The organism is Agrobacterium sp. 20P9.1.2, assembly GCF_057799395.1.
The window spans coordinates 52,532-78,017 of sequence record NZ_JBYOKI010000006.1; the positions used below are offsets into that span (position 1 = coordinate 52,532).

General features: G+C 57.8%; 20 protein-coding genes. 4 read left to right on the forward strand and 16 right to left on the reverse strand.

Translation table 11 applies throughout. From position 1 onward, the window contains the following. Positions 1 to 77: 77 nt before the first annotated feature. The gene (gene dxr, locus AC27VJ_RS17085; protein WP_488685043.1) at positions 78 to 1,277 is read left to right on the forward strand and encodes a 1-deoxy-D-xylulose-5-phosphate reductoisomerase; all 1,200 of its coding nucleotides are present in this window, start codon (positions 78 to 80) and stop codon (positions 1,275 to 1,277) included. Positions 1,278 to 1,342: 65 nt separating this feature from the next. Here dxr and AC27VJ_RS17090 read toward each other — a convergent pair whose 3' ends face one another. The 11 genes from AC27VJ_RS17090 to AC27VJ_RS17140 form a co-directional block, all read right to left on the reverse strand. Continuing rightward, positions 1,343 to 2,998 carry an OFA family MFS transporter gene (locus tag AC27VJ_RS17090; RefSeq protein ID WP_353578798.1) on the reverse strand — a complete coding sequence of 552 codons (1,656 nt, stop codon included), beginning with the start codon at positions 2,996 to 2,998 and terminating at the stop codon, positions 1,343 to 1,345. Positions 2,999 to 3,354: 356 nt separating this feature from the next. Further along, entirely contained in the window at positions 3,355 to 5,376 is a 2,022-nt protein-coding gene (locus tag AC27VJ_RS17095; protein ID WP_488685044.1) for a cache domain-containing protein, read from the reverse strand. Further along, complete coding sequence (locus AC27VJ_RS17100) at positions 5,369 to 6,754, reverse strand: sigma-54-dependent transcriptional regulator (RefSeq protein WP_488685046.1); 1,386 nt, start codon at positions 6,752 to 6,754, stop codon at positions 5,369 to 5,371. Before AC27VJ_RS17100 ends, AC27VJ_RS17095 begins: the two co-directional genes overlap by 8 nt. A 145-nt stretch (positions 6,755 to 6,899) precedes the next feature. Further along, positions 6,900 to 7,733: a formate dehydrogenase accessory sulfurtransferase FdhD gene (gene fdhD, locus AC27VJ_RS17105; protein ID WP_488685047.1), complete on the reverse strand. Its 834-nt coding sequence runs from the start codon at positions 7,731 to 7,733 to the stop codon at positions 6,900 to 6,902. A 248-nt stretch (positions 7,734 to 7,981) separates the two neighbouring features. Further along, positions 7,982 to 8,392, reverse strand: coding sequence for a F0F1 ATP synthase subunit epsilon (locus AC27VJ_RS17110; RefSeq protein ID WP_488685048.1), 411 nt, complete (start codon positions 8,390 to 8,392; stop codon positions 7,982 to 7,984). 72 nt (positions 8,393 to 8,464) lie between these two features. Then, positions 8,465 to 9,922, reverse strand: coding sequence for a F0F1 ATP synthase subunit beta (gene atpD, locus AC27VJ_RS17115; RefSeq protein WP_062452903.1), 1,458 nt, complete (start codon positions 9,920 to 9,922; stop codon positions 8,465 to 8,467). Positions 9,923 to 9,946: 24 nt separating this feature from the next. Continuing rightward, the gene (locus AC27VJ_RS17120; protein WP_113086132.1) at positions 9,947 to 10,825 is read right to left on the reverse strand and encodes a F0F1 ATP synthase subunit gamma; all 879 of its coding nucleotides are present in this window, start codon (positions 10,823 to 10,825) and stop codon (positions 9,947 to 9,949) included. 28 nt (positions 10,826 to 10,853) lie between these two features. Further along, the gene (gene atpA, locus AC27VJ_RS17125; protein WP_045230844.1) at positions 10,854 to 12,383 is read right to left on the reverse strand and encodes a F0F1 ATP synthase subunit alpha; all 1,530 of its coding nucleotides are present in this window, start codon (positions 12,381 to 12,383) and stop codon (positions 10,854 to 10,856) included. Further along, the gene (locus AC27VJ_RS17130) at positions 12,383 to 12,949 is read right to left on the reverse strand and encodes a F0F1 ATP synthase subunit delta (RefSeq protein WP_488685049.1); all 567 of its coding nucleotides are present in this window, start codon (positions 12,947 to 12,949) and stop codon (positions 12,383 to 12,385) included. The genes atpA and AC27VJ_RS17130 overlap by 1 nt, the downstream gene beginning before the upstream one ends. A gap of 260 nt (positions 12,950 to 13,209) precedes the next feature. Next, positions 13,210 to 13,596 (reverse strand): AGROH133_08824 family phage infection protein, encoded by a 387-nt coding sequence (locus AC27VJ_RS17135; protein WP_488685051.1) that lies wholly within the window; start codon positions 13,594 to 13,596, stop codon positions 13,210 to 13,212. Positions 13,597 to 13,662: 66 nt separating this feature from the next. Further along, a complete protein-coding gene (locus AC27VJ_RS17140; RefSeq protein ID WP_488685052.1) occupies positions 13,663 to 15,894 on the reverse strand; it encodes a primosomal protein N' in 2,232 nt (743 codons plus the stop codon). A 169-nt stretch (positions 15,895 to 16,063) separates the two neighbouring features. Between AC27VJ_RS17140 and AC27VJ_RS17145 the strand changes: the two genes are divergently transcribed. From AC27VJ_RS17145 to AC27VJ_RS17155, 3 genes are all read left to right on the forward strand, one after another. Beyond that, a complete protein-coding gene (locus AC27VJ_RS17145; RefSeq protein WP_488685053.1) occupies positions 16,064 to 16,999 on the forward strand; it encodes a tyrosine recombinase XerC in 936 nt (311 codons plus the stop codon). A 171-nt stretch (positions 17,000 to 17,170) separates the two neighbouring features. Further along, the gene (locus AC27VJ_RS17150; RefSeq protein WP_488685236.1) at positions 17,171 to 18,223 is read left to right on the forward strand and encodes a TraB/GumN family protein; all 1,053 of its coding nucleotides are present in this window, start codon (positions 17,171 to 17,173) and stop codon (positions 18,221 to 18,223) included. A 147-nt stretch (positions 18,224 to 18,370) separates the two neighbouring features. After that, complete coding sequence (locus AC27VJ_RS17155) at positions 18,371 to 20,365, forward strand: BCCT family transporter (protein WP_488685054.1); 1,995 nt, start codon at positions 18,371 to 18,373, stop codon at positions 20,363 to 20,365. A gap of 69 nt (positions 20,366 to 20,434) precedes the next feature. On the opposite strand, the gene lpdA is transcribed toward AC27VJ_RS17155, so the two are convergent. The 5 genes from lpdA to odhB all read right to left on the reverse strand — a co-directional run bounded on the left by lpdA (position 20,435) and on the right by odhB (position 25,460). Then, a complete protein-coding gene (gene lpdA / locus AC27VJ_RS17160) occupies positions 20,435 to 21,841 on the reverse strand; it encodes a dihydrolipoyl dehydrogenase (RefSeq protein ID WP_488685055.1) in 1,407 nt (468 codons plus the stop codon). A 9-nt stretch (positions 21,842 to 21,850) separates the two neighbouring features. Continuing rightward, positions 21,851 to 22,984, reverse strand: coding sequence for a DUF4241 domain-containing protein (locus AC27VJ_RS17165; protein WP_488685056.1), 1,134 nt, complete (start codon positions 22,982 to 22,984; stop codon positions 21,851 to 21,853). A 103-nt stretch (positions 22,985 to 23,087) separates the two neighbouring features. Continuing rightward, positions 23,088 to 23,729: a LysE family translocator gene (locus tag AC27VJ_RS17170; RefSeq protein WP_488685057.1), complete on the reverse strand. Its 642-nt coding sequence runs from the start codon at positions 23,727 to 23,729 to the stop codon at positions 23,088 to 23,090. A gap of 9 nt (positions 23,730 to 23,738) precedes the next feature. Further along, positions 23,739 to 24,152, reverse strand: coding sequence for an MAPEG family protein (locus AC27VJ_RS17175; protein ID WP_488685058.1), 414 nt, complete (start codon positions 24,150 to 24,152; stop codon positions 23,739 to 23,741). Positions 24,153 to 24,221: 69 nt separating this feature from the next. Next, positions 24,222 to 25,460, reverse strand: coding sequence for a 2-oxoglutarate dehydrogenase complex dihydrolipoyllysine-residue succinyltransferase (gene odhB, locus AC27VJ_RS17180; protein ID WP_488685059.1), 1,239 nt, complete (start codon positions 25,458 to 25,460; stop codon positions 24,222 to 24,224). Positions 25,461 to 25,486 lie beyond the last annotated feature (26 nt).

A 25,486-nucleotide genomic window follows, 5' to 3' on the forward strand; every position in this document is an offset into this window, starting at 1 on the left:
GTGCGGCTTTCTCCTTGTTATGCTCATCTTTGACTTGTAAACGCTTCGATGACCTCATTGAGAAGAACCGGATTGATATGACGCACCCGCAGGGCCCGAATTCACCCGAAAAACTGACCGTACTGGGCTCCACCGGCTCCATCGGCACCAGCACGCTGGATGTCATAAGCCAGCTTGGCGGGCGGGAACGGTTCGATGTCATGGCACTGACCGGTGCGGGCAATATCGCGCTTTTGGCTGAACAGGCGCGCGCCGTGGGTGCCCGCCTTGCCGTAACCTCGGAAGACAGCAATTACCAGGCCCTGAAAGACGCATTGGCTGGCAGCGATATTTCCGTTGCAGCAGGCCAAAGCGGCTTGCAGGAAGCCGCCAGCATGGAAGCCGACTGGGTGATGGCCGCGATTGCCGGAACACCGGGTCTGGAGCCAACGCTAACGGCGGCCAGCCGTGGCGCAAATATTGCGCTTGCCAACAAGGAATGCCTTGTTTCCGCCGGTGACGTTTTCATTCGCACCGTAGCCCAGGGCGGCGGCCAGCTGATCCCGGTGGATAGCGAACACAGCGCCATTTTCCAGTGCCTGGAACCCGCCAACAAGACGAATGTCGAACGCATCGTTCTGACAGCGTCCGGCGGTCCCTTCCGCACATTCACGCGCGAGCAGATGGCGGGCGTGACGGCAGATATCGCCCGCGCCCACCCCAACTGGTCGATGGGCCTGAAGGTCTCCATCGGCAGCGCCTCGATGTTCAACAAGGCGCTGGAAATGATCGAGGCGAAATATCTCTTCGATCTGACACCTGACCAGATCGAGGTCATCATTCATCCGCAGTCCATCATTCATTCCATGGTGGCCTATACGGATGGATCGGTCATCGCCCAGCTGGGCTGCCCGGATATGCGCACGGCCATCGCCTATGCGCTGACCTATCCCGCCCGCGGCGAGATCGATGTCGAGCGGCTAGACTTCGCCAAGCTCGCACGGCTGGATTTCGAAGCACCCGATGAGACGCGCTTCCCGGCACTGAGGCTGGCCAGAACCGCGCTGGAACGCGGCGGTGCGCAGGGTGCAGTGCTGAATGCGGCGGATGAAAGTGCGTTTCACGCTTTCGTAGACGGGCAGATCGGCTTTCTCGATATGGCTGATATCGTTGAGATCGTCATGGATCGCATGACTGACGGGCGCTCGGCGCAGACGATTGAAGACGTTCTTGCCGCCGATCAGCAGGCGCGCACTTACGCGCAGGAAACCATTCTGCAAAAGCAAAAGGCCGCATGAAGCGGCCTTTCGTCTTTCGATAAGCCCACCGAGTTCGGCGGACCTATCTTTATGGAAACATCCTATCAGGTGAACAGGACGAATGTCTTCTGCAGGGTGATCCAGATACCCCAGACGATCGGGATACCGACGACAGCCCAGGCAATCGCAGCCTTGGCGTCGAAGCCGCCCTTGCCGATGCCGAAGGAGCCTGTTGGGCCGCTGCTTGCAGCAGATGTCTTGGCCTGAAGCGCTGCCACTTCCTCATCAGACATGTACCACTTTTCTGCGAGCGGCTTGACCATGAGGTTGGCGATGAGGCCGAGAACCAGCATGCCGGCCAGAATATACATCGTGAAGTCATAGACCTGCGCGCGCGGAATGCCCGCAGCGATCTGTGCTTCGCGGATGTAGTTCACCACGACCGGACCGATGATGCCAGCCGTTGCCCAAGCCGTTAGCAGACGACCATGGATCGCGCCGACGAACTGCGTGCCGAAAATATCTGCAAGGTAAGCCGGGATGGTTGCGAAACCACCGCCATACATCGAAACGATGATGCAGAGCATGCCGACGAACAGCGCCTTGTTACCAAGACCTGCCGCCCACGGAGCCGATGCGTAAAGCACGATGCCGAGTGCGAAGAAGGTGAAGTACGTCGCCTTGCGGCCGATACGGTCGGACAAAGAAGCCCAGAAGAAGCGACCGGCAATGTTGAAGACCGAGAGCAGACCGGTGAAACCGGCGGCAATGGCTGCAATCTGAGCCAGCTGTTCAGGCGTCAGGTCAGCGAACTTCACATCGGGAAGACCGATCAGAGAACCGGCGAAGATTTCCTGAAGCATAGGCGAAGCCATGCCGAGAACGCCGATACCAGCCGAAACGTTGAGGCACAGAACGAGCCAGATCATCCAGAACTGCTTGGTCTTGTGCGCATTGTTGAGGTGAACGTGGCGGGTGGTGATCATCGAGTTCTTCGCCGCAGGTGCGGTCCAGCCCTCTGGCTTCCAGCCTGCTGGCGGAATGCGATAGCCAAAAGCACCAGCCATCATGAACACGAAGTAGATTGCCGCCATAACGAGGAAGGTTTCCCAAACGCCGATGGAAACATCCGTGCGGAAGTGGCGCATCAGCGCATCCGCAAGCGGTGCACCAATCATCGCGCCGCCGCCAAAGCCCATGATGGCCATGCCGGTTGCCATGCCGCGACGGTCCGGGAACCACTTGATCAGGGTGGAGACCGGGGAAATGTAACCGAGGCCAAGGCCGATACCGCCGATGACACCAGCGCCGAACCACATCAGCCACAGCTGGTGGGTCATGATGCCGATGGCAGCGATGGTCATGCCGCCGCACCAGCAGATGGCGGAGACGAAGCCTGCCTTGCGCGGACCAGCGCGTTCCAGCCAGCCGCCCCAGATGGCCGCAGAGCAGCCAAGCAGCACGAAGAACAGCGTGTAGATCCAGCCGAGGTCACTGACGCGCCAGTCGCAGGTCGTCGTGAACAGGGCAGATGCCAGGTTGAGATCGGCGCAGGCGACGGTCGAGGTGATGCCGATTGCCTTGGTGAGCGGCAGCCAGAATACCGAGAAGCCGTAAGCCATGCCGATGCAAAGATGGATGGCCAGTGCTGCCGGCGGAACCAGCCAGCGGTTGAAGCCAGGTTTTGCGATAATTCTTTCGCGGTCCAGAAGACCGGCACCCGCAGCCACTGGCGCGAGCGTTTCGTTGGTCGCAGTCATTGTGTGTCCCTCCATTCACCGCAACAGCCGTGAATTTCGATGTTATTGTTAGCCTCGGGTTTCAGGGCGCGGCCTGCAGCTGAACTGTGCAGACCGCGCCCTGATTCGTCCGAAACAATGTCCCAAGCCCACGGGCCCAGATGCGCGGCGGCTCCTTCTATGGGACGCTCTCACGCAAGGGCCTGATGTGTTGCCTCTTACGCTCCAGCAATTCACGTGCCAGACGGGAAATTGTTATTTATCAAAAGGATAAGAAAACCAGCATCTGCGCATGAGACAAAATGTCCAGCCCGGAGCGACAAAATGTCCACAATTCCGCTTTCTTTTCGCCATGTTCTAACGAACTGAAATGCCGCTTAGAGCGCTTGCGGAAGCCAGATGGTGAAGGCCGTTCCAGCGCCGAGCGAACTCTCCACGGTGATCTCCCCACCCTGGCGCGCGATCAGCATCTGACTGACGGAAAGGCCAAGCCCCGTACCTTCCTGACGTTTCGTCGTGAAGAAGGGGTCGAAGATACGCGCCACCACATCCTCGCTCATGCCCACGCCCGTATCTGCCACGGTCATGGCCACACCTTGAGAACCATGGCGCTCTTCATTGATACTGCTCAGCGTCAATGTGCCACCTTCCGGCATGGCATGGGCGGCATTGACGATGAGGTTGACGAGAACCTGTTGCAGCTCCGTGCGGTTCATCGCCAGAAGACCGGTCGCATCGTCTTGCCTGATGACCTCGATACCGGCGCGGTTCAGGACGTGTTTGACCAGCGGCATGCAATCCGAAATCACGGTTTCGGGGCTTTGGCGCTCCACATAACCGGCAAACTCTTCGGGCCTAGCAAATTGCAATAGCTTGCCGACGATCCTGCTGATGCGGTCCACCTGCTCATCGATGAGATTGAATTCGGTCTTTGCGACATTCGCCTGATTGCCCAGCATCGAACGCGCCACTTCGAGATTGCCCTGAATGACGGCAATGGGATTGTTGATCTCATGCGCCACACCTGCGGTAATCTCACCGATGGTCGCCAGCTTCTCCGACATGACAAGTTGCTTGGTCGTTGCTTCCAAACGAAGATTGGCGAGCTGCAATTCCTGCGTCCGCTGCTCGACGCGGACATTCAGCTCTTCGTTCCAGGCCCGAAGCTCACCCTCGCGCTGCTGAAGCCTCTCCAGCAACTCATCCAGATGCACGGCTACCTGGCCAATTTCATCACCCGTCGGCGGCAGGCCCGTGCGTGCGCCGAGATCACCGTCATCGACCTGCGAGATGGTCTGCGTCATGCGTTCCAGCGGTTTGAAGATGCCCCTCGCCCAGCGCAAAAACACGGGAATACTGCTGATCGTTATACCCAGAAAGGCCGCGATGACGGACCCGAGCGTTTCATATTTCGCCTGCGCAAAGGGTGCTTCCAGAAAGCCTACATAGAGCATGCCGACACGTTTGCCATAGCTATCGACCAGCGGCTCATAAGCGGAAATATACCAGTCATTGACGACGAAGGCACTGTCCAGCCAGACCTGACCGGCCCCGAGAACCGCGGAATGCACCGCCTCCGAAACCCTCGTTCCCAGCGCTCTGCGGTTTTCAAACAAGCGGACATTGGTGCTGATGCGCACATCATCCAGAAACAACGTCGCCGTGCCCTGGCTGCCTTCCGGCAGGCTGGCCTGTCGATAGACCAGATCATTGATCGTATCGATGAAATCGAGGTTCTGATTGAGCAACCTGCCGCCGACCAGTGCCAGTGCCTGAGAACCGGGCAAACGTAACGGGCTAGCAGCATGGATCATCATGCCACGCGTTTCGACGGTTCGATCTTCCTGATGGGCATTGGGTGTCGGCACGAGATCGAGACGCGCTCTTTGCGCCAGAGACGGAGAAAGGGCGACAAGATCCTGCTCCGAAAAAATATCCATCGCATAGGATGCTTTGCCGCCGAGGGCCGCGGCACGAACCGGCCAGTCTACGCGGGTCTTGCCCGCATCCGTGCCGGCACTGGCCGACACATTGCCATTGGCATCCACGAGGAAAAGAAAATCGAGGCCGAGCTTTTCGCGGTTTTCTTCCAGAAATCCCTTCAACGGGGCTTGGTCTTGCTCGCTGACGATCTCGCGAATACGCGCGGAATTGCTGATCGCCTCCAGCCGCTCACCGGTATTTTCCAGAATGGTGGCGAGATACTGGTGAGCGACGGTCAGATCGCTGTTGACCTTGGTGATCAGCAGCGCATCGAACTTGCCGCTCCAGCGGACCATGGTTACGCCCAGCAGCAGCGGCAGGATGACGAGTGTCGGCAAAAGGGCTATGGCCAGCAGCCGGAAACGCACCGACCGCAAAGGGCCAAAGAAGGTGGCGAGGCGCGGTTTGTCAGCCATGCCAGAACGACATCTTGCGGTCTATGGTCTTTCGGGAAATGCCAAGCCGCCGCGCCGCTTCATCCCTGTTACCCGCGACCTCGTTCAAGACAGCGAGAATATGCCGTCGCTCCACTTCCTCCAGAGTGCCCGAGGCCGAGGAGACAGAAGCGCCACCGCGCAAATCCAGCGGGAAACGACCGAGGATCAGGCTGCGCTCGATGAAATTGCGCAGCTCGCGCACATTGCCCGGCCAATGATAGGCAAGCAGCATGGCCCGGACCGTGTCATCGATGGCAACCGGTGGCATGCCGAGCTGTTGCGACAGCTTGTGCATGAAGAGTTCTGTCAGTTCCACTACGTCATGCTCACGATCTCGCAGTGGTGCGAGATAGATTTGCATGACATTGATTCGGTAAAACAGATCGGCCCGGAAACGCCCTTTCTCCACATCCGCTGCCAGATCCGCATTGGTCGCGAAGATGAAGCGGATGTCGATGGGTACCTCCCGCTCCGCGCCGACCGGGCGGACCTTGCGGTCTTCGATGACCCGCAGCAGCTTGCTCTGCAAAGCAATCGGCATTTCGCCGATTTCATCCAGAAACAGCGTTCCGCCCTGCGCATGCAGGAACAGACCCTCGCGTCGGCTTTCGGCTCCCGTAAACGCACCTTTCACATGGCCGAACAATTCCGTTTCCAGCATATCTGCAGGGATGGCCGCACAATTGATCGGCACGAAGGGTTTGCCGGATCGGTCGGAGAGATCATGGATGGAATGCGCCAGCACCTCTTTGCCCGTGCCGGACTCACCGGTCAGCAGAACCGACGTCGGCAAGGGAGCCACGCGGCTGATCATATCGCGCGTCTGCTGGATGGTGGCAGAGCTGCCGACCAGACGGTCCCGCAGGAATATGTGGTCAGACGCGGTTTGCAGTTGGTATTTCAGCGCCGAATTTTCCCGCTGCAGATTGGAGCGATCCAGCGCCCGCGAGATTGCATTCAATATCTGGTTGGAGCGAAACGGCTTCAGCACGAAATCGGCAGCACCGGCGCGGATAGCCTGAATCGCGGTATCGAGATCGGCATAGGCCGTCATCAGGATCGCATCGGCATAAAAACCGATAGCTCTCTGTTCGGCCAGCCATTCGAGACCGGTTTTCTTCGGCATGATATTATCGAGGATGACGATGTCGAAATGCCGCTCATCCAGCTTGCGCGTCGCCTCAGCGGTATCGGCGGCTTCATCCACGAAAGCACAGCGCGTTTCCAGCGTCCGCATCAAAAAATTGCGCATGCCCGGCTCGTCATCGATGACGAGGACGGATGCCTTGGCGAGCCAGGGGCCGAAATCGGTTTCCGGGGCGGTAGACCGCGTTTTCGAGATCAGATCATGCTGCATGTGGCTCTCCCGAAACCGCAACAGGAAAGCGGCCCGTCAGATATTTGCATGGAGATGCGCGGTTTGCGGATTAAAAACTCCAGCGCGCATTATTTGAACTGACGAATATCAAAGCCTCGGAGGAAAGCAAAACGAATGCTGAGCTTTACCCCGGCAATTCGCCCTCAAAGCCGTCGATTGTGATCCGGTCCGGGCGTGTGAATATCTCCAGATCGTCTCCACGCACGAGTGCGACCAGCGTCATGCCCGCCTTCTCTGCGGTTTCGATGGCAAGAGCCGTAGGGGCAGAGACGGCAGCCAAGATCGGGCTTCCGAGAATGGCTGCCTTCTGCACCATCTCGACCGAGATGCGGCTGGTGACGACGACGGCACCTGAAGCGCCATGCTGGCCGCTGCGCAGGACAGCGCCCGCCAGCTTATCCAGCGCATTGTGGCGTCCCACGTCTTCCCGCGCCGCAAGCAATCCCTTCTCGGATACGTAAAAGCCAGCGCCATGCACAGCACGGGTCTGGCGGAAAATGGGCTGTGCCTGATGGAGTGCCTCCATCGCAGCGACGAGATCATCGGCGCTCAGCGAAAGCTGCGATCGCGAGACGTCTGGAATGGGTCGCACTGCCTGCTCTATGGATTCGATCCCGCACAAGCCGCAACCCACAGGCCCGGCCATGTGACGCCTGCGAATGCGCAAAGCATCCGCCTGCTCATCGAAAAGCGTGACCTGAACGTCGAAGCCCTGTTCGGTCTGGAGGATTTCGATTTCATCCACCTGTGAGGGATTGTCGATGATGCCTTCCGTCAGGCTGAAACCCACGGCGAAATCTTCAAGATCGACAGGCGATGCCATCATAACGGCATGGGTCGAACCGCCATAGGAAAAGGCGACCGGCACTTCTTCCGGGGCCTCCCGTTGCCCAAGGGAAACGACGCCATCGCGCCGCGATATGCGCTTCACCGCTCGATAGGCTAATGGGTTCGACATATCAAAACCTCACTTGGTAGAGAACGAATAAGCTGTTGAGCGGCGCGGCATGGACTTCAAGGTGTTTCGAGAACTAGGGAGGACCGCAAGCCAAATTCGACAATGCTGCATAAACGTTGCGGCTCAAACGTTCTTCGGCGCGAGGCCAACCTCCGGCATCATCTCGTCCTAAAAACAAAAAGCGGCCAGAAGGCCGCTTGAAGTTTCCGCTTTGTGGGCAGTCGTTCTTACGAACCCGCCCGGTGCTTTCAAGCGGCGACGAGAACCTCATGCAGGTTCGTCAATTCGTAGAGATGCTTTTCGAGCTTGGTCAGATGCTCGTGGTGATGATTGCCTTCTTCGATTTCCGAACGGGCGGCATCGATACGCTTCTGCAAGTCATCGGCGCTGATGTCGTCGGCAGGCGTTGCAGATTCAGCGAGCAAGGTGCAGCCGCTCTGAACGATATCCGCAAAACCACCGAAGACCACGTATTTGTGCGTCTCACCGGATGCGAACTTCACCGTGACCAGACCTGGCTTGATCGTGGTCATGACAGGCGCATGATTCGGCAGAACCGTCATTTCGCCGAGCATAGCCGGAATGACAACTTCAGTGACCGTTTCGGAAACAAGCAGACGCTCCGGAGAAACAAGTTCGAATTTGAAACTGTCGGCCATGGCTATTCACTTCTTTTTTGTTGCGCGACGGACAAAGGCGCGTGCAAAAGCCACGCGCCTTTTTGACGATTATCAGGCGACTTCGCCAGCCATCTTCTTGGCCTTTTCGATGGCTTCTTCCATCGAGCCGACCATGTAGAAAGCAGCTTCCGGCAGGTGGTCGTACTCGCCGTTGACGAGACCCTTGAAGCCCTTGATCGTGTCTTCAAGAGCCACGAGCTTGCCCGGAGAACCGGTGAAGATTTCAGCCACGAAGAACGGCTGCGACAGGAAGCGCTCGATCTTACGAGCGCGCGCAACAGCCAAACGGTCTTCTTCAGACAGTTCGTCCATGCCAAGGATCGCGATGATGTCCTGGAGAGCCTTGTAGCGCTGCAGGGTCATCTGAACCTTACGGGCAACTTCATAGTGCTCTTCGCCAACGATCATCGGGTCGAGCATGCGCGACGTGGAGTCGAGCGGGTCAACAGCCGGGTAAATACCCTTTTCAGCGATCGAACGCGACAGAACGGTCGTTGCGTCCAAGTGGGCGAACGAAGTTGCAGGCGCCGGGTCGGTCAAGTCGTCGGCAGGTACGTAAATAGCCTGAACCGAGGTGATCGAACCCTTGGTCGTGGTGGTGATGCGTTCCTGCATCTGGCCCATGTCGGTTGCCAGCGTTGGCTGATAACCCACAGCGGAAGGAATACGGCCCAAGAGAGCCGACACTTCGGAACCAGCCTGCGTGAAGCGGAAGATGTTGTCCACGAAGAACAGAACGTCCTGGCCCTTGTCACGGAAGTCTTCAGCGATGGTCAGACCCGTCAGAGCAACGCGAGCACGCGCACCTGGTGGTTCATTCATCTGGCCGTAGACGAGTGCTGCCTTGGAGCCTTCGCCGCCGCCATGCTTGTTCACGCCGGATTCGATCATTTCGTGGTAAAGGTCGTTGCCTTCGCGGGTACGTTCACCCACGCCGGCAAATACCGAGTAACCACCATGCGCCTTGGCGACGTTGTTGATCAGTTCCATGATCAGAACGGTCTTGCCAACGCCCGCGCCGCCGAACAGGCCAATTTTGCCGCCCTTTGCGTAAGGTGCGAGAAGGTCGACGACCTTGATGCCGGTAACCAGAATCTGGCCATCCGTCGACTGCTCGACGTAGGATGGTGCTTCCTGGTGAATGGCGCGCTTGCCGGAGGTAACCAGCGGACCTGCTTCGTCAACCGGCTCGCCGATAACGTTCATGATACGGCCGAGTGTCTCAGGACCGACAGGAACGGTGATCGGAGCGCCCGTGTCACGGACGGCCTGACCGCGAACCAGACCTTCGGTCGAGTCCATGGCGATCGTGCGAACAACGTTTTCGCCGAGATGCTGCGCAACTTCGAGAACCAGACGGTTGCCGTTATTGTCAGTTTCGACCGCGTTGAGGATCGCAGGCAGGTCGCCTTCGAACGCCACGTCGACAACAGCGCCGATAACCTGCGTAACCTTGCCGGTCGCGCCAGTGATCGCTGCGGTTTTCTTGGGGGTAGCTGCCTTAGCCATTATCCTTACCCTCTTTCCTTAACCTCAGAGCGCTTCCGCGCCCGAAATGATTTCAATCAGTTCCTTGGTGATCTGAGCCTGACGCTGACGGTTATAGGAAAGCGTCAGCTTGTTGATCATTTCACCGGCGTTGCGCGTGGCATTGTCCATCGCGCTCATCTTGGCACCCATTTCGCCAGCAACGTTTTCGAGCAGAGCCCGGAAAACCTGAACCGAAATGTTGCGCGGAATAAGGTCTTCCAGAATGGAAGCCGCATCCGGCTCGTATTCGTAAATCGCCGTCTTTGCAGACTGCTCGACCTCAACCGCAGGAGCCGCAGCAGGAATAAGCTGCAAACCTGTCGGGATCTGGCTGATGACCGATTTGAACTCGGAATAGATCAGCGTGCAGACGTCGAACTCACCGGCGTTGAAACGCGCAATGATCTTCTTGGCGATACCATCGGCGTTCTCGAAACCCACCCGCTTCACGTCACGCAGTTCAATGCGCTCAATGATGTTGGACGAGAATTCGCGACGCAGGCTATCGTAGCCCTTCTTGCCGACAGTCATGATCTTGACCGTCTTGCCCTGCGCGATCAGCTTGCGAGCACGATCACGAGCAAAACGGGAAATCTGCGCATTGAAACCACCGCAAAGACCACGGTCAGCCGTGCAGACGACGAGCAGATGCACGTCGTCCTTGCCCGTACCGGTCATCAGAACCGGAGCAACGTCTGCCTCTACCGCCTGAGCGATATTGGCAAGCACGGCACCCATGCGCTGCGAGTAAGGCCGGGCGGCCTCCGCAGCTTCCTGGGCGCGCCGAAGCTTCGCCGCGGCGACCATTTTCATCGCCTTGGTAATCTTCTGCGTCGCCTTTACGGAGGCAATGCGGTTTTTCAGATCCTTTAGTGAAGGCATCCGTTATCCGTCCCAGTCACGAGGCTAATCAGGAGAAAGACTTGGCGAAGTTCTCAAGAGCAGTCTTCAGCTTGCCCTTGGTATCATCGCTAACAGCCTTTTCCGTGCGGATGGTGTCGAGAATGTCCTTGCCTTCCGAGCGGAGGTAGGACAGCAGACCCTGCTCGAACTTGCTGATATCTGCAACAGCGACCTTGTCCAGGTAACCGTTTACACCAGCGAAGATCACCGCAACCTGTTCTTCCGTCTTGAGCGGGGAGAACTGTGGCTGCTTGAGCAATTCGGTCAGACGTGCACCACGGTTCAGCAGGCGCTGTGTGGAGGCATCGAGGTCGGAACCGAACTGGGCAAATGCTGCCATTTCACGATACTGGGCAAGCTCGCCCTTGATCGAACCGGCAACCTGCTTCATGGCCTTGATCTGAGCGGCAGAACCAACGCGCGAAACCGACAGACCGACGTTAACAGCCGGACGGATACCCTGATAGAACAGGTCGGTTTCGAGGAAGATCTGGCCGTCGGTGATCGAGATCACGTTGGTCGGAATGAACGCGGAAACGTCGTTACCCTGCGTTTCGATGACAGGCAGCGCCGTCAGCGAACCGTTGCCAGCATCGTCACCCATCTTGGCGGCGCGCTCGAGCAAACGGGAGTGCAGGTAGAAAACGTCGCCAGGATAGGCCTCGCGGCCCGGAGGACGACGCAGAAGCAGCGACATCTGACGGTAGGCAACAGCCTGCTTGGAAAGGTCGTCGTAACCGATCAGCGCATGCATGCCATTGTCACGGAAGTATTCGCCCATGGCGCAACCGGCAAACGGGGCCAGATACTGCATTGGAGCAGGATCGGAAGCGGTTGCGGCAACGATGATCGAGTACTGGAGAGCGCCACGCTCTTCCAGAACCTTCACGAACTGGGCAACGGTCGAACGCTTCTGGCCGATAGCCACGTAAACGCAGTACAGCTTCTCGCTGTCCGGGCCGTTGTCGTGAATGGCCTTCTGGTTCAGGATCGTGTCCAGAATGATGGCGGTCTTGCCGGTCTGGCGGTCGCCGATGACAAGCTCGCGCTGGCCACGGCCAACCGGGATCAGAGCGTCGATGGCCTTGAGGCCTGTGGACATGGGCTCATGAACCGACTTGCGTGGAATAATGCCGGGAGCCTTGACGTCAACGCGCGAACGACGCGTTGCGTTGATCGGGCCTTTGCCGTCGATTGGGTTGCCGAGAGCGTCGACCACGCGGCCGAGAAGCTCTGGACCGACAGGAACGTCAACGATAGCGCCAGTCCGCTTGACGGTGTCGCCTTCCTTGATGTCACGGTCGGAACCGAAAATAACAACACCAACGTTGTCGTTTTCGAGATTGAGTGCCATGCCGCGAATGCCGCCTGGGAACTCGACCATTTCACCGGCCTGAACATTGTCGAGGCCGTAAACGCGGGCGATACCGTCACCGACGGAAAGCACCTGGCCGACTTCCGAGACTTCTGCCTCGTTGCCGAAATTTTTGATCTGGTCTTTTAGAATTGCGGAAATTTCCGCGGCGCGGATATCCATCAGCCAACCTCTTTCAGTGCAAGCTTAAGGGTGGAAAGTTTGGTGCGAAGAGACGTATCGGTCTGGCGCGAGCCAACCTTGACGATAAGACCGCCAAGAATGGAAGGATCGACGGTCAGCACGACCTTCACATCCTTGCCAGTAACGCCCTTCAGCGCCGCCTTCAGTTCAGTTTCCTGCGCTTCATCCAGCGCATGTGCCGAAGTAACTTCGGCAGTGATCTCACCGCGATGAGCGGCAACGATTTCACGATAAGCAACGACCATGCCGGGAACGGCAAACAGACGACGGTTGCCCGCAACGACCTTCAGAAAATTCGCAGCCAGACCAGAGATGCCAGCCTTCTCGGCGATTGCGGAAATAGCCTTAGACTGCTCTTCCGCAGAAAAGACCGGGCTCGCAACCAGACGCTTCAGATCTGCGCTTTCATCAAGCATAGCCTGAAACTTGTCGAGGTCGGCACCGACCGCTTCAATCACACCCGCTTCCAGAGCAAGCTCGAAAAGCGACGACGCATACCTTTCCGCTACACCGGATGTTCCATGGGAGGTATCTGCCACGGGCACTTTTTCCCTGCTAATCGTCCAAGAAAGCCAAGCTGAGGACCAGCTCCACCAAATTCTTGAAATCGTTTCAATTTCCCCGAAAAAGGCCGGAATTCCCCCCTGCCTTATCTCGATTTCGCGGTCCGTCTAGCATAGGAAGCCGGGACTCGCAACACGCGTAGTAACGGAAAGTGTCGTTTGGGCAAGAGGGATGACGTTAAATTTTGCGACATTATGCCTCTGACGCTCATATGAGCGGCAAAATTCACGCAAACGCCCTCTCAGACCAATCCGAAAACATACATGAGCGGCAACGCAGCCAGCGCGGCATGCACAACCAGAAGTAAGCAATTTCGTATTGTTGCGCCTCCGTCGGAGAGAATCGACAGAACCGCACCGAAGACCGCAAGAGCAAAAGACGCCCCGAAAGCGAGATAGACCATGGGCTGCGCGAGAAGCAGCGCAGTGGCTCCGAAACCGAGATAGAAACCCGCCAGAGAGGACCGCAAAAGAACGAGGCCGTCGCGACGTTCACCCAGATATTGAAGACCGAACAGGCGGAACGTCACGCCTGGCGCAAACATGATGACGAGCCCGATGATGGCGGAAACGGCTGCCGCACCGAAGGCCAGTTGCTCGCCAAATTCCGTTGGAAAATAAAATTCCATGATAGTCCCCAAATCAGTGTTCCCCTGCCCGCCTTATGGCATGAAGGACAGGCCATCGAAAGAAGGTCAGAGAAAACTTTGTGGATCGATATCGACCTGCACATGGATCGATCCGCGTTCCTTCGGCCCATTGCCCAGCATGGCGCGCATGAAGGACTGCATGTCCGAGTTTCGTTTGCCATGGACCAACAGCCGGAAGCGGTAACGCCCCCGGATCAATGCCAGCGGCGCTTCGGCGGGGCCCAGCAGCATGATGCCGGAAGCTGGAGGCGCAGACGCACGCAGACCGCGCGCATGGGTTTCGGCCTCCGCGCGCGTATCTGCGGAAATGATGACGGAGGCCAACCGTCCGAAGGGCGGTAGCAGCGCCTTTTCCCGCTCGATCACTTCCCGCTCGTAAAAGGCTGCGGCATCGCCAGAGACGATGGCCTGCATGACCGGATGCTGCGGCTGATAGGTTTGCAACAGGCCATGGCTCTTCAGGCCCGTTCGACCGGCACGCCCTGTAACCTGTGACAAAAGCTGGAAGGTGCGCTCCGCCGCACGCGGATCACCATTTGCCAGACCGATATCGGCGTCGACAATACCAACCAGCGTCATCAGCGGGAAGTTATGACCCTTGGCCACCAGCTGCGTGCCAATGACGATATCCGCCTCGCCCTTGACGATGGCTTCCAGTTCCAGCCGCAGCCGCTTGACGCCCATAAGGTCCGAAGACAGCACGATGGTGCGCGCTTCGGGAAAGTGTTTTTCCACCTCTTCAGCGATGCGCTCCACGCCGGGGCCGCAGGCCGCCAGATGATCGAAGGTGCCGCATTCCGGGCAATGGTCGGGCGTCGGCTGATTGTGGCCGCACTGATGGCACTGGAGCTGACTGCGGAAACGATGCTCCACCAGCCAGCTGGAACATTGCGGGCACTGGAAGCGGTGGCCGCATACGCGGCACAACGTCAGCGGGGCATAACCACGCCGGTTCAGGAAAAGCAGCGACTGCTCACCCTTCTCCATGGTTTTGGCTATGCCGCGCAACAGCACTGGCGACAGAAAACCGCCGCGTTCCGGCGGGTGGCGGCGCATATCGACCAGATGCAGGTCCGGCATGGCCGCATCGCCAAAGCGCGTGTGCAGGTGAATGGTATTATAGCGGCCTGACGTGCCGTTGACCTGACTTTCCACCGATGGCGTTGCCGACACCAGCACGACCGGAAAATCCGCGATGCGGGCGCGCACGACCGCCATGTCGCGGGCATTATAATAGACGCGATCTTCCTGCTTGTAGGCGGGGTCATGCTCCTCATCCACGATGATGAGGCCGAGATTATCGAAGGGTAGAAACAGTGCCGAGCGCGCACCGGCGACGACACGCACCTCCCCCGTCACGGCCTGCCGCCAGACCTTTTCCCGCATACGCGGCGAAAGATCGGAATGCCATTCCGCCGGTTTGGAGCCGAACCGATCCTGAAAACGGTCCAGAAACGAGGCCGTCAGGGCGATTTCCGGCAGCAGGATCAGCACTTGTTTGCCCTGCCGCAAGGTCTCCGCCACCGCTTCGAAATAGACCTCGGTCTTGCCGGAACCCGTCACGCCATCGATCAGCGAAACCGCAAAGCCACCCTTTTTTACGTCCTCCAGAATTTCGGACGCCGCCTGTTTCTGCGGGCCCTCCAGACGTGGCTCGACATAGTCAGGGTCCGGCTCAGCCACCACCGCAGGAGCAGGCAGAAATACGGTTTCAAAAACACCCTGCTTGGCAAGACCATCGATGACGCTCGAAGACACGCCAGCCGCGTTGGCAAGACCGCTTTTGGTCCAGTCATGCCCTTCTGCGGCAAGCTCCAGCACCCGTTCGCGCGCAGGCGTCAGCCGTTCAGGGCGCGCTTCCGTCAGTCGCAGGCCTTCGATCATCGGTTCTGGATCGAAGGCGGCGGGGGCACGCAGCGCCATGCGCGCCACCAGCCCCGGCGGCGAGAGCGTATAGGCGGCAACCCAATCGATGAAGCGGCGCATCTCCTCGCGCATGGGCGGGCAATCGAAGGTCTTGGTGATGGGCCGCAGCTTCTTCGGATCGACGGCATTGCCATCGCTCTTGTCCCAGACCACACCGATGACCTGTCGCGGGCCCAACGGCACCTGCACGATGGAGCCCGGCTCGACCACCATATCTTCTGGCACCGCATAGCTATATGGCCCCGGCGCGGGCAGAGGCACCAATACGGGTACGGCCGCGACAGGGTCAGACGAAGCGGGCTTGCGCTGATTAAACAGCGCCCCAAACAAATCGGTCGAATCGTTTGCCATGATGCTGGCGACAATGCCCTCTGGAGACGGGAAAGGGAACCTTTAGCGCATCGGCCCAGAAATCGAAATCGATTTTCGGAGGACATAATTCGCCCATCCGTTACCCGCATTTTAACCAAATGCAGAGGGCATACGTCTATGCTCGTCCATCAATGACGGGATATATGCCTTGGATGACATCCTCACCTTTGCCGATCAGGAGCTTCTGAAAGAGCGGCAGTTATGGCTCTCTTCGCTGGAAGGTGAGAGGCGGCTGGCGGATAATACGCTCGAAGCCTATGAGCGCGACACGCGGCAGTTTCTGATGTTCATGACCGGTTATCTCGGCAATTCCACCCGCCTCACCGATATCAACAAGCTGAAACCCGTCGATCTGCGTGCCTTTCTGGCGTCTCGCCGAAAAGAGGGCGCCGGTGCCCGGTCGCTCGGTCGCCATCTTGCCGGTCTGCGATCTTTCCTGCGGCATCTGGAGAAGAAGGGCCTCGTCAACGCAGCGGGTGCGACCGCCATGCGATCACCCAAACAGCCGAAATCACTACCCAAACCGCTGACGGACCGGCAGGCGTTGAAGATAACGACAGCTGACGCACAGCTTTCCGAAGAACCATGGATTGCCGCGCGCAATGCCGCCGTGCTTGCACTGCTTTACGGATGCGGATTGCGTATTTCAGAAGCGCTTGACCTAACGGCATCCGATCTGACCAGCGGAACGCGCAGCCTGCGGGTAACCGGCAAAGGCAACAAGATGCGGCTGGTGCCGCTGCTTCCCGTCGTTCTGGAAGCGGTCGACGCCTATCGCTCGCTTTGTCCCTATCATCTGGCGGCGGACGAGCCACTGTTTCTTGGCGCGCGCGGTGGCAAACTTCAGCCAGCGATCATTCAGCGGGAAATGCAGAAACTGCGCGGTGCTTTTGGCCTGCCGGAAAATGCCACGCCGCATGCGCTGCGTCATTCCTTCGCCACCCATCTTCTGGCAGGCGGTGGTGATCTTCGCACCATTCAGGAATTGCTGGGACATGCCAGCCTGTCCACGACACAGATTTATACCGGGGTCGATACGGCGCGATTGCTGGAGATTTACGACAATGCGCATCCGCGCGCTTGATACATCGCCAACGATGTTTCGACCCATGCTTAAAAAGGAACAACCGGTAACGCCCTGTTAACCAAAGACGTTAACCGTCCGTGCAAATCCGCACCCTTATAAGCGTTGGCAGAAAACCGGGGTGATTCGATGATCGTTCTTTCCAGGCCTCAAAATCTGACATCGCTGCTGATGGGCCGTCTTGGCGATGCGCTGTTGTGGCTGCTGGCCTCGCTGCATGTCGCAGCCATTGCTGTTTTACTGTTAACCCTGCTATCGCTGAGCGAAGCCAATGCGGCTGAGCAGCCTATCGTTTGCGCAGGCTCAAATCTGCTTATCGATATGCAGAAAACCGATCCTGCGCGCTATGCCGCCATTCTGGCCGATGCAAAGCAGATACCGAATGGCGAAGCCACATTCTGGAAGATCGAGAAGGCCGGCGTTGAGCCATCATGGCTTCTCGGCACCATGCATATTTCCGATCCGCGCGTGGTGGGCATGCCCAAGGGTGCCAGCGAAGCCTTTGCAAAAGCGGCAACGGTCATCGTCGAATCGGATGAGATCACCAGCGAAAAGCAGGCCGCCGCCTCTCTTCTGGCAAAGCCGGAACTGACCATGTTCCTCGATGGCAAATCCATTACCGATATGCTGCCGAAAGACGATATCGCAAAGCTGGAAAGCGGGCTGAAAGAGCGCGGTATTCCGCTCAACGCCGTGGTGAAGATGAAGCCATGGATTCTGTCCAGCTTCGTTGCGCTTCCGGCCTGTGAATTTGCCCGCAAGGCTCAGGGCGCCAACTTTCTGGATATGAAGCTTGCCAAGGATGCCTTGAGCGAAGGCAAGCAACTGGTTGGTCTTGAAACGCTTCTGGAGCAGGTCACCGCCATTTCCGAACTGCCCATGTCCTTCCACATCCAGTCTTTGATCGACATGCTGCAGCTTGGCGACAAGATGAATGATGTCATGACGACGATGATCGACCTCTATCTCGAGGGCAATGTCGGCATGATCATGCCGATGATGAAGCACATCGATCCCAATCAGGATACACAAACGCAGGATGGTTACGCAGCCTTCGAACAGCGCATCATCGATGACCGCAACCATGTGATGGCCAATGGCGCTGCGCCGCATCTGGAAAAGGGCAATGTGTTTATGGCTGTGGGTGCCTTGCACCTGCCCGGCAAGGTTGGCGTTATCGAACTGCTGCGCGAAAAGGGCTTCACGCTCACCGCGGTGCAATAGGCCAGGTATCGTCTAACCCACTGTAAAATTAGACTATTCTAAACAAAAATTATACCGCGCCATGCAACCAACTCGCGTGCGATTCATTCATTCCTCGCATAGCGCCGCGCAAGCGGTGCTGGAACATCTATTGCGAGGGGACAAGGCATGGCTGAACCGCAACCACCAGAGCAAAAGCGCGTAGGTTTGACAGAGGGTGTCAACAAACCCGTCTTCTTCTGGTCCGTTGGACTGACACTGCTCTTCGTCATCGCTGGTGTCGTGACACCGCAGGGGTCCGCCGCGGTCTTCAGCGCCGCACAATCTTGGATCGTCACCGAACTGGGCTGGATCTACCTGCTCTCGGTCGCCGTCTTCCTGATCTTCATGCTCTATCTCGGCTTTTCCAGCCATGGCCGTATCAAGCTCGGCCCAAACCATTCCGAACCGGATTACAGTTATGGCGCATGGTTCTCAATGCTGTTTGCCGCAGGCATGGGCATTGGTCTTGTTTTCTTTGGCGTGGCGGAGCCAGTCAAACATTTCACCGCACCACCGACGGGTGATCCAGCGACCATCGATGCGGCGCGCACCGCGATGGAAATCAGCTATTTCCACTGGGGCCTGCACGCCTGGGCCGTTTATGCCGTCATCGGCCTGTCGCTTGCCTATTTCTCGTTCCGCCATGGCCTACCACTCACCATGCGCTCGGCGCTTTATCCGCTGATTGGTGACCGTATCTACGGGCCCATCGGAAATGCCGTCGATATTTTCGCGGTCATCGGCACACTGTTCGGTGTGGCGACATCGCTTGGTCTGGGCGTGCTTCAGGTCAATGCCGGTTTCAACCACGTTCTTGGCTGGCCGATCAGTTTCTGGATTCAGCTGCCGCTGATCGTCGTCATCACCGGCATGGCCACCGTGTCGGTCGCGACCGGTCTCGACAAGGGTATCAAGTTTCTGTCGAACCTGAACATGCTGATGGCGGTGGCCTTGATGCTGTTCGTCTTCGTCATGGGCCCGACGACCTTCCTGCTGCGCGCCTTCGTGCAAAACCTCGGAGCCTATCTCGACCACTTCGTCCTGCGCACCTTTTACATGTATGCCTATGCGCCGGATAAAGGACCGAGCGAATGGCTGGGTGACTGGACGCTGTTTTATTGGGGCTGGTGGATTGCATGGTCGCCCTTCGTCGGCATGTTCATTGCCCGCATTTCCCGTGGCCGCACCATCCGTGAATTCATCGCCGGTGTGCTGCTGGTGCCGGCCGGTTTCAGCTTTGCATGGATGACGGTGTTCGGTGACACGGCGCTTTCCATGCACCTGACGGGCGCGACCACCGCAGTCTCCGAGGCCGTTGCCAATGACGTGACACTCGCGCTCTTCGTGTTCCTCGAACAGTTTCCGCTTGGCGTCTACGTCTCGTGGTTTGCCATGGCGCTGATTGTGTTCTTCTTCGTCACCGGGGCGGATTCGTCCGCGCTCGTCATTGATACGCTGACCTCCGGCGGTCGTGAAGATGGACCGACAGCGCGTCGTGTCTTCTGGGCCATCGTCTCCGGCGTCATCGGCGCAATCCTACTGTCGACAGGCGGTCTCGATGCGCTTCAGACCGCCTCCATCGCCGGAGCCCTGCCCTTCACCTTCGTCATGCTGCTGATGTGCGGGGGTCTGTGGAAAGGTCTGCAACGCGAGGGCCTTCGCCAGAACGCACTCGTCCAGAGCCTGAGGCCGCGCCAGTCTGCCACCTGGCAACGACAGTTGCAGGGCATTCTCAACCATCCCGGCAAAGCAGAGACAGACCGTTTCATGCAGGAAACTGCAACACCTGCGCTGGAAGCCGTTGCCCTTGAACTCGAGAAACGATCTCTCACCTCGCAGCTGGACAATAAGGATGACAGGCTAAAACTGACTGTCACGCCGGGCGAAGCGGAAGAGTTCATCTATGGCATCCGCATGCGCCGCTACGAAACGCCGGGCTACAGCTTCTTCGAGAGCCAATCCAGCCGCAAGCGGGCCGAATATTACTACCGGGCCGAGGTGTTCCTCTCGGACGGCGGACAGGACTACGACGTGATGGGCTTCACCAAGGAAGAGCTCATTCAGGACGTGCTGGCGCAATATGACAGGCACTTCCAGTACCTGCACGCCATCCGCGTTTAGGACTTGCGATCAGGCACAAAAGGCCGCAGCCCGGTAACGGGTCTGCGGCCTTTTGCTGGACATCAGATCTTACATGTGGATCGGCTTGAAGAAGGTCGCAAGCGCTGCTTCCTTCACCGCTTCAGACATGGTCGGATGCGCGTGGCATGTACGACCGAGATCTTCCGACGAACCGCCGAATTCCATCAGGACGGAAATTTCCTGAATCAACTCGCCAGCGCCAAAGCCGAGAATGTGGCCGCCGAGAACGCGATCCGTTTCCTTGTCGGCCAGGATTTTCACGAAACCATCGGTAACCTGCATAGCACGGGCGCGACCATTGGCGGTGAAGGGGAACTTGCCAACCTTGTATTCGATACCGGCAGCCTTCAGTTCCTCTTCCGTTTTGCCGACAGAAGCGACTTCCGGCTGGGTGTAGACGACGCCAGGGATAACATCGTAATTTACATGGCCGTGCTGACCGGCGAGAATTTCCGCCAGTGCCACGCCTTCATCTTCAGCCTTATGCGCCAGCATCGGGCCCTTGACCACGTCGCCGATGGCGTAGATGCCTTCGACATTTGTCTTGTAATGACCGTCAATCTCAACGCGGCCACGGCTATCCAGAACGACGCCCGCTTCTGCCAGACCAAGACCTTCGGTGTAAGGCTTGCGACCGGTGGAAATCAGCACGACATTGGCGTCGAGCGTTTCAGCTGCACCGCCCTTGACCGACTCGAACACAACCTTGGCGCCATCGCCAGACTTTTCGACAGCCGTGACCTTAGCACCCAGCTTGAAATCGATACCCTGCTTGGCAAACAGACGCTGCGCCTGTTTGGACAGCTCACCATCCATGCCAGCGAGAATATTGTCGAGATATTCGACGACCGTAACCTTGGCGCCGAGACGCGACCAGACCGAGCCGAGCTCGAGGCCGATGACACCACCGCCGACAACGATCATCTTTTCCGGAACCTTTGTCAGAGCAATGCCGCCAGTCGAGGACACGATCACCTGCTCATCGATATCGACCTGAACGCCCGGAATGCCCGCAACGTCGGAACCGGTAGCGATGACGATGTTCTTGGCTTCAATCTCCTGAACCTCGCCCGCATCATTCGTTACGGAAACCTTGCCGGCAGACACGACCTTACCGAGACCCTGGAAGGTATCGATCTTGTTCTTCTTGAACAGGAAGGAAACGCCATCGACATTGGCCTTCACCACGCCGTCCTTATGCGCCATCATCTTGTCGAGGTTCAGCGTTGGCGCAGCAACCTCGATGCCGAGGCTGTCAACGCCATGGGCCACATGCGCAAAGACTTCCGATGCGTGCAACAGGGCCTTGGATGGAATGCAGCCAACGTTCAGGCAAGTGCCGCCATAGGTCGCTCGCTTTTCGATAACGGCAACCTTCAAACCAAGCTGCGCTGCCTTGACCGCGCAAACATATCCGCCCGGGCCGGTGCCGATTACAACTACATCATATGCCATAGCTATTTCCTATTCCTGAGTGCTTGATTTCGATTGATCGGACGTGCCGGGGCGCTTTTCAAGCTCCGCAATCACGTCCATGAGTTCTTTTGACCGGGGAGGGGGCATGCTCTTACCCTCGGCCTTTGCCTTGGCGGCGTATTCATCCATGCTCCGCGCAAAGGCTGAGTATGATTTGCTTAAAAACTGGTCGCTTGGTGCTAGCCCGTCGTCTGCACCAGCTTCCAGCATCGCGCGCAGTGCGGCAGAGCGATCCTGGCGAATAGCTTCTAGAAGGAAAGAACCGCCCCGGCCCAAAATATAGTCCTTGGGCGTAATGCGTTTCTCGACAAGGAATTTCTCGAAAGCGACATCATCACCTGCCTCAAGTGCCTTGAAGGCCGCTTTGTTGTCCGCTTGCTGCTCCACTGTCATTTTGGAAAGCGCTGCCGCCTCTTCTTTCTCTGCATCCGAGCGGCCATCGCCATCAGTGATAACGAAAAACTCGATGAAAGCCAGAACAGGCTTGTTATCTTCATCCAAGCCCCAAAACGTAGGATAATACCCATCACCCCAGCCAGCCTGCGTCATTGCAGCAGCGCCATCCTCACCCTTCAGGGGGTGGTCCACTGCAAATTCGTCAGCCTCTTTACCTGGCATCGCGTTAGCAATCACATCATCGTAATAATTGCTGTACCGACTGCTCGGCTTTTCCTGTTCGGCGGCTTCGAACTTGGCTCGCGCAGCGCCATAGCCCGCATTAGCGAAACCAGCGATCCCCGCATCGACGCCAATGCCGAAGAATTCGTCATCCTTTAGTGTGGCGACATCCTGACCTTCAATGGTAGCGATTTCAAATTTTTTGACCTGCGCTTGCGAAAATCGGATCACAAGAAACGCTGGCCGAGAGTGTTCGCTCGCACTTCGTATGAAAGATACGGGATAGGATCCAGGCTCTACAACCCGCGTGAATGGCTTCTTTTCTGGTTGAACCAACGGATCCAACGACACCAACTTCCCGTCAGGCAGCTTTAGTTCGCCAATCGGGACTTCTATCAACCTACGTTCAGAGAGTGAACTGGATGCCTGTGTAAAAACTCCGAGGTTCGAAGAAATTTTCGCAGGATCAAATCGCTCTTCATCCTTGCAGCCTGTTGCCAACAAAAGTGTCGCCCCGGCGGCAGCAAAAAATTTGACTCCGTTGCAAATCACAGGAAACGTCCAATCTTTACAGCCAGCAAACCGGCCCTCTCTCCAGTATACTGGGTCACGCCGACTTTTCGGTTGCAAGTTTGATGCCGAGCGCGATGAACACCACGCCGCTAGTACGGTCGATCCATTGGCTGGCGCGAGCAAAAGCTGCGCGCATGCGCGGCGTTGTCATGAACATGCTGACACCGACGAACCATAGGATGAGGCAGCTGGCCATGACGAAGCCATAGCCGAACTTGATCGGGACCGGCGTGTGCGCATGAACGACAGTCGAAAAGATCGACAGAAAGAAGAAGACCGGCTTCGGGTTAAGCGCATTGGCGGCAAAGCCCAGCGTAAAGGCTTTCAGGCCAGACTGGCGTTTCCGCTGAACCAACTCAGCGCCGTCAACTTCGGGCATTTCCATCTTGCCAGCCCGCAAAGCCTTGATGCCGATATAGATGAGATAGGCGACGCCGAGCCATTTGACGATGTTGAAGAGATAGATGGATTGCGAGATGATCAGGCCCAGCCCGAGGATCGTATAGGTCACATGGAACATCAGCGACGTTCCGACACCAAAGCTGGTGATGATGGCTTCACGGCGTCCGTGCGTCATCGCCTGGCGCATGACCATGGCGAGATCGGCGCCTGGAGACACGATGGCGAAAGCGAAGATCGCCATGAGTGATGCAAGTTCAATGAGATATTGGTGCATCGACTGTCCTCAGAACAACAAGACAAACAGCATGAGCAACAGCCCGATCATCGAGCCGATCCAGACCAGCGACCGAACATAGGGGATGCCCGCCAGATAGAGCGGGATATAGACGATGCGGCAGACAACCCAGATCCATGCGCCAATCAAAGCAATCCCGGCAGGATCACCCGCCATGATGACACCGAAGGCCAGAGCGATGAAGGCGACGTAGGTTTCGAGAAAATTAGAGGCTGCGCGCTCTGCACGGCCAGCCAGCTTACCCTGCGGTTTTTTGCCGTCGTCACGCGGACCGGCGTTCCAGCTGCTTCCAAGTTCTTTCGTCGCGATCATGGCCTGCAGCGCGATATGCACCATCAGAATGAGCACACTGATCCCCACGAGGGGCAGAAACGGTGATGCGGCGAGAAAAGTGGGTTGCACGAGCAAGCTCCTGAGACAATTTCAGCGGGATTTCACTTGAAACCCCGCTGACCGAAAAAGCAAGTTCGATCAGAGATCGAGAACCAGACGCTCGGGATCCTCAAGGCTTTCCTTGACGCGAACGAGGAAGGTCACGGCTTCCTTGCCGTCCACGATGCGGTGATCGTAGGAGAGCGCGAGATACATCATCGGACGGATGACGACCTGACCGCCTATGGCGACCGGACGCTCCTGGATCTTGTGCATGCCGAGAATACCAGACTGAGGAGCGTTGAGGATCGGCGAAGACATCAGCGAACCGTAGACACCACCATTGGTGATGGTGAAGGTGCCGCCCTGCATGTCGGCCATGCCGAGCGAACCGTCGCGGGCTGCCTTGGCAAGACGACCGAGTTCCTTTTCAACGCCAGCGATAGAACGCTGGTCGGCATCACGGATGACCGGAACGACAAGGCCCTTGTCGGTGCCGACAGCCATGCCGACGTGACAATAGTTCTTGTAGATGATGTCGTTGCCGTCGATTTCGGCGTTGACGGCAGGCAGTTCCTTCAGCGCGTGGGTCACGGCCTTGGTGAAGAAGCCCATGAAGCCGAGCTTGACGCCGTGCTTCTTCTCGAACACGTCCTTGTAGCGATTGCGCAGTTCCATAACCGCTGTCATGTCCACTTCGTTGTAAGTGGTCAGCATGGCGGCTGTGTTCTGCGCATCCTTGAGGCGACGGGCGATGGTCTGACGCAGGCGCGTCATCTTCACGCGCTCTTCGCGAACGGCATCGCCTTCAGCAGAAACTGGACGAGGTGCAGCAACGGCAGCAGGGGCTGCGGCTGGAGCCGACGTGCCCTTGGCAACAGCGGCAAGAACGTCACCCTTCAGAACCTGTCCACGCTTGCCGGAACCATCGACCTGATCGGCAGAGAGGTTGTTTTCAGCCAGCAGCTTTCCGGCAGCCGGTGCTGGCGGCATGGAGCTTGCAGCAGGAGCAGCGGACACAGCAGGTGCCGGGGCAGCAGCAGCAGGCTCGGCAGCCTTTGCCGGTGCGGCGGCTGGCGCAGCCGCAGCAGTGCCGGCAGCACCTTCAGCGATCTGGCCGAGAAGCGCGTCGAGACCAACCGTTTCACCGTTCTGAGCAACGATTTCTGTCAGCACGCCGGAGGCAGGAGCTGGAACTTCGACGGTTACCTTGTCGGTTTCCAGTTCTACCAGCGGCTCATCAGCCTTGACGGTATCGCCAACCTTTTTGAACCATGTTCCGACAGTTGCTTCGCTGACGGACTCGCCGAGGGTTGGTACGCGGATTTCAGTGGCCATGATCTAGTTCCGTTTCATCAGATATC

Excerpts from the sequence above, each read along its gene's own strand:
- AC27VJ_RS17140 (WP_488685052.1), bottom strand. The coding sequence starts at position 15,894 with ATGGCAAACGATTCGACCGATTTGTTTGGGGCGCTGTTTAATCAGCGC.
- AC27VJ_RS17155 (WP_488685054.1), top strand. The coding sequence starts at position 18,371 with ATGGCTGAACCGCAACCACCAGAGCAAAAGCGCGTAGGTTTGACAGAG.
- atpD (WP_062452903.1), bottom strand. The coding sequence starts at position 9,922 with ATGGCTAAGGCAGCTACCCCCAAGAAAACCGCAGCGATCACTGGCGCG.
- fdhD (WP_488685047.1), bottom strand. The coding sequence starts at position 7,733 with ATGTCGAACCCATTAGCCTATCGAGCGGTGAAGCGCATATCGCGGCGC.
- odhB (WP_488685059.1), bottom strand. The coding sequence starts at position 25,460 with ATGGCCACTGAAATCCGCGTACCAACCCTCGGCGAGTCCGTCAGCGAA.
- dxr (WP_488685043.1), top strand. The coding sequence starts at position 78 with ATGACGCACCCGCAGGGCCCGAATTCACCCGAAAAACTGACCGTACTG.
- AC27VJ_RS17110 (WP_488685048.1), bottom strand. The coding sequence starts at position 8,392 with ATGGCCGACAGTTTCAAATTCGAACTTGTTTCTCCGGAGCGTCTGCTT.
- AC27VJ_RS17135 (WP_488685051.1), bottom strand. The coding sequence starts at position 13,596 with ATGGAATTTTATTTTCCAACGGAATTTGGCGAGCAACTGGCCTTCGGT.
- AC27VJ_RS17170 (WP_488685057.1), bottom strand. The coding sequence starts at position 23,729 with ATGCACCAATATCTCATTGAACTTGCATCACTCATGGCGATCTTCGCT.
- atpA (WP_045230844.1), bottom strand. The coding sequence starts at position 12,383 with ATGGATATCCGCGCCGCGGAAATTTCCGCAATTCTAAAAGACCAGATC.
- lpdA (WP_488685055.1), bottom strand. The coding sequence starts at position 21,841 with ATGGCATATGATGTAGTTGTAATCGGCACCGGCCCGGGCGGATATGTT.
- AC27VJ_RS17090 (WP_353578798.1), bottom strand. The coding sequence starts at position 2,998 with ATGACTGCGACCAACGAAACGCTCGCGCCAGTGGCTGCGGGTGCCGGT.
- AC27VJ_RS17120 (WP_113086132.1), bottom strand. The coding sequence starts at position 10,825 with ATGCCTTCACTAAAGGATCTGAAAAACCGCATTGCCTCCGTAAAGGCG.
- AC27VJ_RS17150 (WP_488685236.1), top strand. The coding sequence starts at position 17,171 with ATGGGCCGTCTTGGCGATGCGCTGTTGTGGCTGCTGGCCTCGCTGCAT.
- AC27VJ_RS17095 (WP_488685044.1), bottom strand. The coding sequence starts at position 5,376 with ATGGCTGACAAACCGCGCCTCGCCACCTTCTTTGGCCCTTTGCGGTCG.
- AC27VJ_RS17100 (WP_488685046.1), bottom strand. The coding sequence starts at position 6,754 with ATGCAGCATGATCTGATCTCGAAAACGCGGTCTACCGCCCCGGAAACC.